This is a genomic window from Pantoea sp. Pa-EAmG (assembly GCF_030024295.1).
Taxonomy (GTDB): Bacteria; Pseudomonadota; Gammaproteobacteria; order Enterobacterales; family Enterobacteriaceae; genus Pantoea; species Pantoea dispersa.
This window is the reverse complement of sequence record NZ_JASEWO010000130.1, coordinates 1-13,666: the sequence shown is the minus strand read 5'-3', so window position 1 is coordinate 13,666 and position 13,666 is coordinate 1. Positions and strand designations below refer to the sequence as shown.

The following is a 13,666-nucleotide window of genomic DNA, read 5'->3' as shown; positions in this document are numbered from 1 at the left end:
GTTATATTAATGGAATGAATAAATTGTGAACCATTTCAAACTTAAAGCGCTTGCTTGTGTTGTTCCTTGTTATTTTGCGGCGTTCAGCACTCATGCAGAACCCTTATCTCTCGGGGCTTCGGTTATTTATGCCCAGTCACCTTATCGCGGTGGACAGGACCGATACATCCCCATCCCGGTCATCAATTATGAAGGCGAAAACTTCTGGTTCCGTAGCTTGCAGGGCGGCTACTACCTGTGGAAAGACCAGCAGGACCAACTGTCATTAACCTTGCTGGGTTCACCGCAACAGTATGATCCCAAGGATAACGATCTGGGTGACATGAAGGCACTGGATAAGCGCCGGATGACTCTGATGGCAGGTGCCACCTATCGCCATGTTGCCGATTGGGGGATCGTGCGTACCGCTCTGCTGGGCGATGTACTGAACAACAGTAATGGCATCATCTGGGATCTTACCTATCTGTATCGCTTCGATTTTGGCGCGTTCAGCCTGACGCCAGGCATCGGTGCAATGTGGAACAGCGCCAATCAAAACCGCTACTACTATGGCGTGTCTTCGCACGAAAGCGCGCGGACAGGTATTGCTGAATATCAACCGGACGACAGCTGGTCTCCTTATGTGGAAATGAACGCCAGCTACCAGATTAGCGATAGCTGGAATGCCAGTTTGTCCGGGCGTTACACCCGCTTTGATAGCGAAATCAAAGACAGTCCGATGGTGGACAAAAGTGGTCAGTTCACTCTTTGGACCGGCATCAGCTATAGCTTCTAATGGTTTTACATGACGCCTCTTAATGAGGCGTTTTTATTACATTGCACCAATAACGCGCCCCATCATGGCGCATCAGGAGGCGTAATGAAGACGATTCAATTCCGTGGAGAATCAACTTTACCCGCTATTGGGCAAGGAACCTGGTATATGGGGGAGAATGCAGCGCTGCGTCGTCAGGAAGTCTCGGCGTTACAGGCTGGATTGGATCTGGGGCTGAGACTGATTGATACCGCAGAAATGTACGCCGAAGGCGGGGCGGAAGAGGTGGTGGGCGAAGCGCTACGCGGACGCCGCCATCAGGCCTGGCTGGTGTCAAAAGTCTATCCGTGGAATGCCGGGGAAGTGGATGCGATAGAGGCCTGCGAGCGCAGCTTACAGCGCTTAGAGACCGATTATCTTGATCTTTATTTACTGCACTGGCGTGGCAATGTGCCACTGGAAGAGACCATTCGCGCCATGGAAACCTTACAGCAGCAGGGAAAAATTCGGCATTGGGGCGTATCCAATTTCGACACGGACGATCTGCATGAACTGTGGAGTGAGACGGGCGGTGAAAACTGCGCTACCAATCAGGTGCTGTATCACCTGGCATCACGAGGAATCGAATACGATTTGTTAGCGGCATGCCAGCAACGTGATATGCCGATCATGGCGTATTGCCCTCTGGCACAGGCGGGACGTTTACGTCAGTCACTGTTTGAAGATCCCCATTTGCACCAAATTGCACAACAGAAGAGCATCAGCGTGGCGCAATTACTGCTCGCGTGGGTGATTCGTCGGCCAGGCGTGATCGCCATTCCCAAGGCCAGCAGCCAACAACACGTGGCGGAAAATGCGGCTGCGTTAGACCTGCATTTGAGTGTTGAAGAGTTGGCGGTCATTGACCGGGCGTTTCCAGCACCGCAACATAAAACGGGCTTAGACGTGGTATAGCGGCGCATCTGCGCCGCAAACCTACTTATTGCGCACGCGCAGGGTGGTACCGAGGCGAGCAGGGGATTCACCGGCACTTTTCATCGGCTTGTTGATGCGAGCCGTTTCCACGCAGACCATAGTTTTGTAACCCTCATTAGGCATATCCGCCATGCTGCAGGACAATTCTGGACCTGGATTCCATGTGACAACGTCACTTTGATAGTGGTGATACACTTCAATCTGACGTTTTCCTGCGATGTCGTGAATCACACTGCAATCTTCGGCGGCGGTGTGAATCCGATCGACGCGGTCAGGGTAGGTTTGTTTGCCATCAGCCGAACTGCCCACCGCGTTCGCATTCACCTTATCGATATAGCTGTTACCTAATCCACTCACTTCAACCTGCGCAATATCGGCGATCTGGAAGTAGGTGTGCAAAGCTGCGGTGGCTTCATAATCGCCCCAGGCTTCCAGCTCAATTTCACAATGCTCGGCGATACGGAAACGGGCCAGCAGGGTGAAATCATGCGGCCACAGCTTCTTCGTTTGCGCGTTGCTTTCCAGTGTGAACGTCAGCATTACGGCATCTTCGTTCTCATCGTGTGCAGTCAATGTCCAGGGTTGATTACGGGCGAAACCATGCGCCGGTTCACCTGCCGGACCAAACCAAGGCCAGCAAATCGGCACGCCTCCACGGATTGCTTTGCCTGCGGCAAACGGCGTCTTATCGCTCAACCAGATCACCGGTTGCTGGCCGCTGGGCTGCCATGAGAGCAGATGCGCGCCTTGCAGCGCGATCGCCGCACGAACTTTAGGATGGCTCACAACCACGATCGGCAAATCGCCCATCTGGCGCTGAGACAGGTAAGGGGTGATCTGATTCACCACCGGTAAACTATAAAGCGTATCTTGCATCGTCAGACCTTCTCTTCTTCCAAATGAAAAAAAAGGGGCGACCGAAGTCACCCCTTGTCTGTTTCGCCAGTCGCTTACTTAGAAGCAACCAGTGCAATCAGATCCAGAACTTTGTGTGAGTAGCCAGTTTCGTTGTCGTACCATGAAACCAGTTTCACGAAGTTGTCGTTCAGTGCGATACCGGCTTTAGCATCGAATACTGAAGTCAGGGTTTCGCCATTGAAGTCGGTTGATACAACGTCGTCTTCGATGTAGCCCAGAACGCCTTTCATCTTGCCTTCAGATTCAGCTTTGATCACGGCACAGATTTCTTTGTAAGTGGCTGGTTTTTCCAGACGTACAGTCAGGTCAACAACAGACACGTTCGGGGTAGGAACGCGGAACGCCATACCGGTCAGTTTACCGTTCAGCTCTGGCAGAACCACGCCTACTGCTTTAGCAGCACCGGTAGAAGATGGGATGATGTTCTGAGCTGCGCCGCGGCCGCCGCGCCAGTCTTTGTGAGACGGGCCATCAACGGTTTTCTGCGTAGCGGTGGTGGCGTGAACAGTGGTCATCAGACCTTCAACGATACCGAAGTGGTCGTTGATCACTTTAGCCAGTGGTGCCAGGCAGTTAGTGGTGCAAGATGCGTTAGAAACGATATCCTGGCCAGCATATTTTTCAAAGTTAGCGCCACGCACGAACATTGGGGTCGCATCTTTAGAAGGACCGGTCAGAACCACTTTCTTCGCACCAGCCTGAATGTGTTTGCGAGCGGTTTCGTCGGTCAGGAAGATACCGGTTGCTTCCGCAACAACGTCAACACCCACTTCGTCCCATTTCAGGTTAGCCGGGTCTTTCTCAGCGGTAACACGGATTTTCTTACCGTTAACAATCAGCGCGCCGTCTTTCACTTCTACGGTGCCGTCGAAACGACCGTGCGTAGAGTCATACTTCAGCATGTAAGCCATGTAATCGGCGTCGAGCAGGTCGTTGATCGCGACGATTTCGATGTCAGAACGCTGCTGTGCAGCACGGAAAACGATGCGACCGATACGGCCAAAACCGTTGATACCTACTTTGATAGTCATATATTCCACCAGCTATTTGTTAGTGAATAAAAGGTTGGCTGTAAAATTACAAAAACCTTACCAGGCGTCAAGCGGAATCGTGTCAATTGTTGCGACAGGTCAATTCCAACGCCAGGAATAATTGGTTGCGCAATCGCTTACGCAGCACCCTTATTGCGCGCCTATGTTACGCCGAATACCGACCGAAAAGGGATGACTTTTGCAAAGGGTGATCGACGTCACAATTTTGCGCTGTGGCAGTCGTGTCGAATGGGTTCGCACGAAAAAAGACCATGAAGATGTTGTTCGTTTGTTAGAATACTAGTCGATTTTTACAGAATGACACTCCGGAACTCAAAATGGCTAAAGACACCGCACCCGAGGCAAAAATTGCCCAGCTGTCGGAAATGCAGCGCTACGTCACTCAGCATCGTGGAACCGAACCGCCTTTCACCGGCGCGCTGTTGCACAACAAGCAGGAGGGTATCTATCACTGCCTGGTCTGCAACGCACCGCTGTTTCTCTCCGAAACCAAGTATGACTCCGGCTGCGGCTGGCCGAGCTTTTACCAGCCGTATAACGATGAAGCTATCCGCTATCTGGAAGATGACTCGCACGGTATGCACCGCGTCGAAATCCGCTGCGGTAACTGCGACGCCCATCTGGGCCACGTCTTCCCGGATGGCCCGCAGCCAACCGGTGAGCGCTATTGTGTCAACTCAGCGTCGCTGAACTTTACCGACGAGCAGGGCAATCAGCACGAGGGCTGAGCATGAAGCAGGAACTGGAAGCAATGCTGGCGGCGATGACGCCGGAAGTCTACGAGCGCCTCGCCACCGCGGTGGAAACCGGCAAGTGGCCAGACGGCGTGGCGCTGACGCAGGATCAGAAAGATAACTGTCTGCAGCTGGTGATGCTGTGGCAGGCGCGGCACAACGACGAACCGCAGCACATGACCATCGGTAAAGGCGGCGAGATGGTGATGAAGTCGAAAAAACAGCTGAAGGAAGAGTGGGGAATCGAGTCCGACGTGACGCGCATCAACCTGCATTAACCGGCTGCAGGGCTGGAGAGCTCCAGCCCTGATTTTCAGATAATGACCGCACCCTGCGCCTGCATCTGCGCGATCGCGATCTCGCTGTCGTCCGGATTGAGATTGACGCCCCGGCAGCCTTCCTGCACCACCTCAACGTGATATCCCAGTTCCAGCGCATCCAGCACGCTGTACTTGACGCAGTAATCGGTCGCCAGGCCCAGCATCACCAGGTGAGTAATGCCGCGCTCGCGCAGCCAGCTGTCGAGCTCGGTTTTGCGGCGGTGCCCGTTATCGAAAAAGGCGCTGTAGCTATCCACATCCACATCGCCGCCTTTATGAAACACCGCATCAATCAGACTGCGATCGAGATCCGGATGGAAATCCGCGCCCTGTGAGTGCTGCACGCCGTGATCCGGCCACCAGATCTGCGCCAGACCATTCAGTTCACCGAGGGTATACACCGGCTCGCCAGAGACCGAGGCAAAGCTGCCGTGATTGGCCGGATGCCAGTCCTGCAACGCCACCACGCATTCACCGCGCGCGCGGAATTCGCGTGCATAGCGATTAGCAACGGCAACCGTCTGGTCACCTTCACGCACGGCCATCGGGCCGCCGGGGCAAAAATCGTTCTGAATATCGATGATTATCAATGCCCGCTTCATGGGATTTTGCTCCGTATCAGTCTTCGGTCAGTTCGCCACGTAAATTCTGCTGCATTTTGGCACGAATTTCAGCGCTGGTGAGGTTCTGGCTTAACAAAAAGTGCAGTTTAGTCAGGGTGGCCTCGACGGTCAGATCAAAACCACTGATCACGCCGGCGTGTTCCAGTGCGTTGCCGGTGGCGTAACCGCCCATATTCACCTTACCGGACATGCACTGCGTCAGGTTCACCACCACAATGCCGCGCTCGCTGGCCTGCTGCAGTTCGGCAAGAAACTCGGCGTTTTGTGGCGCGTTGCCCACACCGTAAGAGCGCAGAATCAGCGCCTTCACCGGCTGACGCAGGAAATTGCGTACCACGTCGGCAGAGATGCCAGGATAAATGGTCACCACGCCAATCGGCTGAGGCGTGATCGGATGGACGATCAGCTCACCGCTGCCGCGCGGTGCTGGCGGCGTATTGAGACGGCGAATATGGATGCCCGCTTCCAGCAGCGGCGACAGGTTCGGTGACGCAAACGCATTAAAACCGTCGGCGTGGGCTTTGGTGGTGCGGTTACCGCGGAACAGCGTGTTGTTGAAGAACAGCGCCACTTCATTAATCGGATAGTTGGCCGCGACGTATAGCGAGTTCAGCAGGTTCTGCTGACCGTCTGAGCGCAGCTCGGCCAGCGGGATCTGCGACCCGGTGACGATCACCGGCTTGGCCAGGTTCTCCAGCATGAACGACAGCGCCGACGCGGTGAACGCCATGGTATCGGTGCCATGCAGAATGACGAAACCGTCATAGCGATCGTAGTTCAGCTGGATGTCATCAGCGATTGACTGCCAGTCCTGCGGCGTCATATCCGAGGAGTCAATCAGCGGCTGGTATTCGTGGATGGTGAAATCCGGCATTTCCGGACGGTGAAACTCTGGCATCATCGCCAGTTGCTGCTGCAGATGGCCAGAGACCGGAATGTAACCCTGCGCGGAGCGTTGCATACCGATGGTCCCGCCCGTGTAGGCTACATAGATATTTTTCTTTTGCATGAATGGACTCAGACTTGCCGTAAAACGCGCAGTATAAGGCGATTGGCGGGGAAAAGCAGCCCGACCAGCGGCCGGGCTGTAAAGATTAGCGTACGTTGCCGCAGGTCAGGCAGAACGCGTAACGGTTTTGCGGATCGTTGAGATTATTCATCAGGCCCGGCTGCGCCTGCAGCGCGCCCATCACTTCGCTGACCGGAGCCGGCAGCCACACTTTCAGCGCGGCCGGCAGCACGGCCTGTGCCGACGCATTCATCTGGTTCAGCAGCAGGTCGATCATCCCCGGATCGTCCTGATACCAGCTCAGTTCAGGTTTCGCGATCTTCGCCAGCTCAGCGGCTTTAGCCACCGCATCGTCGAAGTCGCCCAGCGCATCCACCAGCCCGTTGGCTTTGGCATCGCTACCGGTCCAGACGTGACCCTGCGCAATGGCATCAATCTGCTGTGGCGTTTTATGGCGTGACGCCGCGACCAGACCGACAAAGTTGCGATAACCGTTTTCAATGGTCAGCTGCATCAGCTGCTGCACTTCAGCCGGCAGCGCTTTGGTGGTCGACACATCCGCCAGCGGCGAGGTGGCAACGCCATCGCTGTGCACGCCGATGCTGCTCAGGCTGTTCTCCACCGTATTGATCACGCCAAAGATGCCGATCGACCCGGTCAGGGTGCTCGGCGCAGCGACGATGTAGTCGGCCGGCGTGGAGATCCAGTAGCCGCCCGATGCCGCCATGCCGCCCATCGACACCACCACCGGCTTACCGGCATCGTGCGCCGCCGCCAGCTCTTCACGGATGGCCTCAGAGGCCGTTACGCTGCCGCCCGGGCTGTTGACGCGCAGCACAATGGCTTTGATTTTGTCGTCGAGGCGGGCGTCACGGATTTGCGCAGCGGTGGTGTCGCCACCGACGTTGCCGGCGCTCTCTTCGCCGTCCATGATGGCACCACTGGCGAGAATCACCGCAATGTTGCCATCCTGCTGCGTCGGTTGTTTGACGTTGTAGTCATAGATGCTGACGTTGCGGTAGTCGTTGCTGGCTTTATCCCAGCCAAAGGTTTTCACCAGCTCGCGATCGGCGGCAGCGCGCGAATCCAGCACATCCACCAGTTTGTTATCCAGGGCATATTTAGCGGTATCGCCCTGAACGGCCTGCAGACCGCTGATGATGCCCGCCGCCCCCGGGAACAGCTGCTGCGGCGTGATTTGCCGGTTGGCGGACACCGTGTTGAGGTAGTTCTGCCACAGCTGGCCGACCCAGCGGCCATCAGCATCGCGCGCTTCCGGCGACATATCATCACGCAGGAAAGGTTCAACCGCGGACTTATAGGTGCCGACACGGAACACGTGTGAGCTGACTTTCAGCTTATCCAGCAGGGATTTGTAATACAGGCCGTTGGTGGCGAAACCGTGCAGATCTACCGTGCCCTGCGGGGACAGATAGACCTTCGTGGCGTAGCTGGCGAGATAGTATTGCGCCTGGCTATAGCTGTCGCCGAGGGCAAAAATGGGTTTGCCCGCGTCGCGGAATTCGCGCAGCGCCTTACCCACGTACTGCAGCGAAGGCTGATCGCCGCCGGCAAAATCGCGCAGATCCAGCACCATGCCGGTGATATTTTTATCGCTCTTTGCCTGACGAATCGCATCGACCACATCAAACAACGAGTTTTCCTGCAAACGATCGCTGCTGGCACCCAGCAGCTGGCGGCTGATACGGCTCAGACGATTGCTGACCGACGGTTTGTCCACCAGCACGCCGCTCAGATCGACTTTCAGCGCACCCTGCTGTACTGGTTCACTGCTGCTGGCGCTGGATAGCTGCAGCCAGATGCCGACGCCGGCCAGAATTAACACAATCAGGAACAGATTCAGGATAAATTCCCGGATAAAATTCAGCACCCGCCAGCTCCAGCGGAACAGGCCAGCAATAATTCGCCACAATGTGCGCATAAACTCTCCATATTCACGTAGCCAGGGCAGCCGGTATGCGGTCTGCCCCGATGTCGGGTTCATCCTAAAGAGCAGCGTGCGAAAAGTCAGCAGGAAATCGCGCCAGACTGTTACAAAAGATCGCGCTGTGCCAGGATTAGCCCACGCTTTGTTAATCACGGGAGAATCAAGATGGATGCACTGGAATTACTGGTAAACCGTCGTTCAGCGTCGCGCCTGACCGAGCCGGCACCCGCCGGTGAAGTGCTGCAGAATATTCTGCACGCGGGTATGCGCGCACCGGATCACGGCACGCTGCAGCCGTGGCGCTTCATCATTATTGAAAATGAGGGGCGCGAACGCTTCAGCCATCTGCTGGAGCAGGCCGCACGCGACAGCCAGCTGGATGACAAAGCCATTGAGAAGGCCCGGACGTCACCGTTCCGCGCGCCGATGATCATCACCGTTGTCGCACACTGCGAAGCCTCCGCTAAAGTCCCGCGCTGGGAGCAGGTCGTGTCCGCTGGCTGCGCGGTGATGGCGATGCAAATGGCGGCTGTCGCGCAGGGCTTTAACGGCATCTGGCGCAGCGGGCCATGGACCGACCATCCGCAGGTACGCGCCGCCTTTGGCTGCCGCGAGCAGGATGCGATTGTGGGTTTCCTCTACCTCGGAACGCCGCAGCTGAAAGCCAATACCACCGTGGTTGCGCCCGACAGCGAGGCGTTTGTCAGTTATTTCTGACAGACAGCAGCGGGTTTCTGCGGCAAGGTGCATGCAACGACACTGATTGCACAGTCGCTGTGCGAAAGATCGCGCTTAGCGGCGACAGCGCTTACCAGCAGCGGGCAGCCAGGCTAACATAGCCCTCTCTGTTCAGCGCACAAGGAACCCGCCATGAGCGAACCGCTTCGTTTGACGCAATACAGCCACGGCGCTGGCTGCGGCTGTAAAATTTCACCTCAGGTGCTTGAGACCATTCTGCACAGCGAACTGGCTGCCTTTCACGATCCGCGACTGCTGGTCGGCAATGAAACCCGTGACGATGCTGCCGTGTACGATCTTGGTAACGGCACGGCGGTGGTCAGCACCACTGACTTCTTTATGCCCATCGTTGACGATCCGCACACCTTTGGCCGTATCGCGGCCACTAACGCCATCAGTGATATTTACGCCATGGGCGGCAAACCGATCATGGCTATCGCTATTCTCGGCTGGCCGGTTAATGTGCTGGACGCGAAAGTGGCACAGCAGGTGATTGAAGGCGGTCGCGCGGCCTGCCAGGCGGCTGGCATCGCGCTGGCGGGGGGCCACTCAATCGATGCGCCGGAGCCGATTTTTGGCCTTGCCGTTACCGGCATCGTTGACGTGGTGCGCGTGAAAAAGAACAGCGCTGCGCAGGCGGGCTGCGAGCTGTTCCTCACCAAACCGCTTGGCATCGGTATTCTGACTACTGCAGAGAAAAAAGGGCTGCTGCGTGCGGAGCATCAGACGCTGGCGGCGCAGGTGATGTGCCAGCTCAATAGCGCAGGGGCGGAATTTGCTAAACTGCCCGGCGTCAGCGCCATGACCGATGTCACCGGCTTTGGTCTGCTGGGGCACCTGAGTGAAATCTGTCTGGGCTCCGGCCTGCGCGCACACGTGCAGGCCGCACAGGTACCGCGTCTGCCCGGCGTGGACCAGTACATTGCGGCCGGCGCGGTGCCGGGCGGCACCAGCCGCAACTTCGCCAGCTACGGCGAGCACATTTCTGCCATGGATGAGGCCACGCGCGCACTGCTGTGCGATCCGCAAACTTCCGGCGGGCTGCTGGTGGCGGTGCAGCCTTACGCTATTGCGGCGTTTCACGCGTGCGCCGCGCAGGCTGGCGTTGAGGCCACGGCGATTGGCACACTGCTGCCGGCCGACCGCGCCCATCCACTGATTACTGTAGTCACCTGACGTAAAGGAACGACGCCATTCATGCGTTTGTTTATTGCTGAAAAACCCAGTCTGGCACGCGCCATCGCCGATGTGCTACCCAAACCGCATCGACGTGGCGACGGCTATATTGCCTGTGGTAATGACCAGGTTGTGACCTGGTGTGTCGGGCATCTGCTGGAGCAGGCGCAGCCTGACAGCTATGACAGCCGCTATGCGCGCTGGAATCTGGCGGATTTACCCATCATCCCGGATAAATGGCGCCTGCAGCCGCGCCCGTCGGTGGCGAAGCAGCTCAAAGTGATCGAGGGCTTACTGCAGCAGGCCAGCGTGGTGGTGCACGCCGGTGACCCGGATCGCGAAGGACAACTGCTGGTCGACGAAGTGCTCGATTATCTGCAGCTGCCGGCTGAAAAGCGCCAGCAGGTGCAGCGCTGCCTGATTAACGACCTCAACCCTGCGGCGGTCGAGCGCGCGGTGAGCCGTCTGCGCGAGAACCGTGAATTCATTCCATTGTGTGTCTCGGCGCTGGCCCGGGCGCGCGCTGACTGGCTGTATGGCATCAACATGACGCGCGCCTGGACGCTGCTGGGCCGCAACGCCGGTTACGACGGCGTGCTCTCGGTGGGACGCGTTCAGACGCCGGTGCTGGGGCTGGTGGTGAGGCGCGATGAAGAGATCGAAAACTTTGTGCCGAAGGATTACTTCGAAGTCAAAGCGCACATCGTCACCCCGAAAGAGGAGCGCTTCGTTGCCAGCTGGATCCCCAGCGATGCCTGTGAACCGTGGCAGGATGACGAGGGCCGTTTGCTGCATCGTCCTCTCGCCGACCACGTGCTTGAACGTATCAACGGCAAACCGGCGTGGGTTACCGGCTACAACGATAAGCGGGAGTCAGAAACGGCGCCGCTGCCATTTTCCCTCTCCAGCCTGCAAATCGAGGCGGCGAAGCGTTTTGGCCTGAGTGCCCAGACGGTACTGGACTGCTGTCAGCGTTTGTATGAAACCCATAAGCTGATTACGTATCCGCGTTCGGACAGCCGCTATCTGCCGGATGAACATTTTGCCGGACGTCATGCGGTGCTGAACGCCATTCAGGCGCATCAGCCGGACGTGTCGCTACCAGCGGATTTCAATGCGGATCAGAAAAATCGCTGCTGGGACGATAAAAAAGTGGATGCGCACCATGCCATCGTTCCTACGGCGCGCGCCAGCAAGGTGAACCTGAGCGACAATGAAGCCAATATTTACGGTCTGATTGCGCGCCAGTATCTGATGCAGTTTTGTCCCGACGCGGTATTTCGCAAATGCGTCATCGACCTCGATATCGGCGGTGGCAGGTTCGTTGCCAAAGCGCGTTTTCTCGCTGAAGCCGGCTGGCGTGCGCTGCTGGGCAGCAAAGAGCGCGATGAAGAGAATGACGGCACGCCGCTGCCGGTGGTGAGTAAAGGCGATGAGCTGCTGTGTGAGCGTGGTGAGGTGCTGGCGAAGCAGACTCAGCCGCCGCGGCCGTTCACCGACGCCACGCTGCTGTCGGCCATGACCGGTATTGCCCGCTTTGTGCAGGATAAAGAATTAAAGAAAGTGCTGCGTGCGACCGATGGTTTAGGAACGGAAGCGACGCGTGCCGGCATCATAGAATTGCTGTTCCGCCGTACATTTCTGGTGAAAAAAGGTCGCTATATTCACTCAACCGAGGCGGGCAGGGCGCTGATTCATGCGTTACCTGAGATGGCCGCGCGGCCGGATATGACGGCGCACTGGGAGTCAACGCTTACCCGCATCAGTGAAAAAGCCTGTCGCTATGATGAGTTTATGCAGCCGCTGGTCAGTACCTTGATCGGACTGATCGGTGAGGCGCGCCAGAGGCCGTCGCTGCAGGCTTTTCGTGGATTAGCCGCGACCGGAGCGAAGACGCGCAGTAAAGGCAAAACGCCCCGGCGCAAAACGAAGGAGACGGAATAATGCGTTACGCAACGCTGTTGCTGAGTGGGCTGCTGCTGTGCAGCCATGCCGCGCTGGCTAATCGCCAGCCGGAGCCCGCGCGAATGGGCAATACCGATGTGGTGGTGGATATGCCGCCGGAAGTGTGGACGCAGGGGCAGAATCGTCAGCAGAACAACTGCCTGCAGTGCTGTATCTATGAAAACCGCAGCTACTCCGAAGGCGCCGTGGTGAAAGCAGAGGGCGTACTGCTGCAGTGTGCGCGTGACGAAAAAGTGCTGGGCACCAATCCGCTGATTTGGAAAATCATTAAATAAGCGGGCGTGGCGCGCAGGCGCCACGCTGTTCAGTTACAGCTTGAAACTGGACCACACTGGCGCGTGATCGGACGGTTTGTCCATACTGCGAATGTCGTAGTCGATGCCGCTGTCGATGCAGCGCGACGCCAGAGGTGGGCTGGCCAGCAGCAGATCGATGCGCAGACCGCGGTTGTCATCAAATCCTTTTGAGCGATAGTCGAACCACGAGAAGCGATCTGCGGTCTCCGGGTTTTTCTCACGCCACGTATCGACCAGTCCCCACTGCAGCAAACGGTCCATCCACTCGCGCTCTTCCGGCAGGAAAGAGCATTTGCCGGTGCGCAGCCAGCGCTTGCGGTTCTCTTCACCAATACCAATGTCCAGGTCAGTACTGCTGATGTTCATATCGCCCATGATCAGCACCGGCTTGTCGGCTGCCAGTTGCTGCTCGAGATAGCTTTGCAGGTCGCGATAAAACTTCTCTTTGGCCGGGAACTTGATGGGATGGTCACGGCTTTCCCCCTGCGGGAAGTAACCGTTGATGACGGTGATATCGCCAATCGGGCTGGGAATTTCTGCCATGATCAGACGTCGCTGGGAATCTTCGCCGTCATCAGGAAAACCGCGTCGAACTGCTACCGGCTGCGTCTTGGTCAGCAGCGCCACGCCGTAATGGCCTTTCTGGCCGTGATAAAACACGTTGTAACCGAGTTTGCTGACCTCTTCCAGCGGGAACATGTCATCGTGCACTTTGGTTTCCTGGAGGCCGATGACATCCGGTTGATGCTGTTCAACCAGCGCCGCCAGCTGATGAGGGCGTGCGCGCAAACCGTTGATGTTAAAAGAGACAAATTTCATTTCGCTGCCATTTTTCGTCGCAAAAGGTTGCGGCGATGGTAACCAGGTTTGCGGCAAAAGTCATGGCTTGCGTCATAAGAGCGTGACGATAAGAGCGAGAGGCAGAACGCAGGTGATTTGTGGTGGGAGACGCAGGAGAGCGGGGTAAGACAGGCGGTGCCGTTCAGCTGGGGGCGTTGATGTGAATATCCAGGTGCGCATTAATGCGCACCCTACAATCCAGGCGACAACTGGGACGATGAGAATATAAACCGGTCACATGGGTAACACTTGAGGCCGTATCATTGTAGATACCGTCTTGCCGGTTACCTGGCAAGACATATTTCGGCATCGAACGGA

The 13,666-nt window shown here is 57.0% G+C and carries 14 protein-coding genes; 8 read left to right on the top strand and 6 right to left on the bottom strand.

Features of this window, described 5'->3' with window-relative positions; all coding sequences use genetic code 11:
• Positions 1-25: 25 nt before the first annotated feature.
• A complete protein-coding gene (locus QMM04_RS16205; protein WP_282996536.1) occupies positions 26-775 on the top strand; it encodes a MipA/OmpV family protein in 750 nt (249 codons plus the stop codon).
• 84 nt (positions 776-859) lie between these two features.
• Positions 860-1,708 (top strand): aldo/keto reductase, encoded by an 849-nt coding sequence (locus QMM04_RS16200; protein ID WP_097116973.1) that lies wholly within the window; start codon positions 860-862, stop codon positions 1,706-1,708.
• 21 nt (positions 1,709-1,729) lie between these two features.
• Here QMM04_RS16200 and QMM04_RS16195 read toward each other — a convergent pair whose 3' ends face one another.
• Together QMM04_RS16195 and gapA are read right to left on the bottom strand one after the other, a co-directional pair.
• On the bottom strand, positions 1,730-2,605 hold the full coding sequence (locus tag QMM04_RS16195) for a D-hexose-6-phosphate mutarotase (protein WP_282996537.1): 876 nt from the start codon (positions 2,603-2,605) through the stop codon (positions 1,730-1,732).
• A gap of 74 nt (positions 2,606-2,679) precedes the next feature.
• A complete protein-coding gene (gene gapA / locus QMM04_RS16190; protein ID WP_034828788.1) occupies positions 2,680-3,678 on the bottom strand; it encodes a glyceraldehyde-3-phosphate dehydrogenase in 999 nt (332 codons plus the stop codon).
• Between the two features lie 338 nt (positions 3,679-4,016).
• On the opposite strand from gapA, the gene msrB reads away from it, so the two are divergent.
• Together msrB and QMM04_RS16180 are read left to right on the top strand one after the other, a co-directional pair.
• Positions 4,017-4,427 carry a peptide-methionine (R)-S-oxide reductase MsrB gene (msrB, locus tag QMM04_RS16185; RefSeq protein ID WP_021510062.1) on the top strand — a complete coding sequence of 137 codons (411 nt, stop codon included), beginning with the start codon at positions 4,017-4,019 and terminating at the stop codon, positions 4,425-4,427.
• A gap of 2 nt (positions 4,428-4,429) precedes the next feature.
• Entirely contained in the window at positions 4,430-4,711 is a 282-nt protein-coding gene (locus QMM04_RS16180) for a DUF1315 family protein (RefSeq protein WP_104189023.1), read from the top strand.
• 35 nt (positions 4,712-4,746) lie between these two features.
• Here the strand turns inward: QMM04_RS16180 and pncA are convergent, their stop codons facing one another.
• From pncA to sppA, 3 genes are all read right to left on the bottom strand, one after another.
• A complete protein-coding gene (gene pncA, locus QMM04_RS16175; RefSeq protein WP_031280213.1) occupies positions 4,747-5,355 on the bottom strand; it encodes a bifunctional nicotinamidase/pyrazinamidase in 609 nt (202 codons plus the stop codon).
• A 16-nt stretch (positions 5,356-5,371) separates the two neighbouring features.
• Positions 5,372-6,385, bottom strand: a complete 1,014-nt coding sequence (ansA, locus tag QMM04_RS16170) for an asparaginase (protein WP_136547151.1) — start codon at positions 6,383-6,385, stop codon at positions 5,372-5,374.
• Between the two features lie 85 nt (positions 6,386-6,470).
• Positions 6,471-8,327, bottom strand: coding sequence for a signal peptide peptidase SppA (gene sppA / locus QMM04_RS16165; RefSeq protein ID WP_238561978.1), 1,857 nt, complete (start codon positions 8,325-8,327; stop codon positions 6,471-6,473).
• 171 nt (positions 8,328-8,498) lie between these two features.
• Here sppA and QMM04_RS16160 point away from each other — a divergent pair, with 171 nt between their 5' ends.
• The 4 genes from QMM04_RS16160 (at position 8,499) to QMM04_RS16145 (ending at position 12,487) form a co-directional block, all read left to right on the top strand.
• Entirely contained in the window at positions 8,499-9,050 is a 552-nt protein-coding gene (locus QMM04_RS16160; RefSeq protein WP_058774609.1) for an NAD(P)H nitroreductase, read from the top strand.
• A gap of 153 nt (positions 9,051-9,203) precedes the next feature.
• Positions 9,204-10,247: a selenide, water dikinase SelD gene (selD, locus tag QMM04_RS16155; RefSeq protein WP_282996535.1), complete on the top strand. Its 1,044-nt coding sequence runs from the start codon at positions 9,204-9,206 to the stop codon at positions 10,245-10,247.
• A 21-nt stretch (positions 10,248-10,268) separates the two neighbouring features.
• Positions 10,269-12,191 carry a DNA topoisomerase III gene (locus QMM04_RS16150; protein ID WP_104189030.1) on the top strand — a complete coding sequence of 641 codons (1,923 nt, stop codon included), beginning with the start codon at positions 10,269-10,271 and terminating at the stop codon, positions 12,189-12,191.
• Positions 12,191-12,487: a YnjH family protein gene (locus QMM04_RS16145; RefSeq protein WP_021510070.1), complete on the top strand. Its 297-nt coding sequence runs from the start codon at positions 12,191-12,193 to the stop codon at positions 12,485-12,487. Before QMM04_RS16150 ends, QMM04_RS16145 begins: the two co-directional genes overlap by 1 nt.
• 33 nt (positions 12,488-12,520) lie before the next feature.
• Here QMM04_RS16145 and xthA read toward each other — a convergent pair whose 3' ends face one another.
• Positions 12,521-13,327, bottom strand: a complete 807-nt coding sequence (gene xthA / locus QMM04_RS16140; RefSeq protein WP_104189042.1) for an exodeoxyribonuclease III — start codon at positions 13,325-13,327, stop codon at positions 12,521-12,523.
• Between the last annotated feature and the right edge of the window lie 339 nt (positions 13,328-13,666).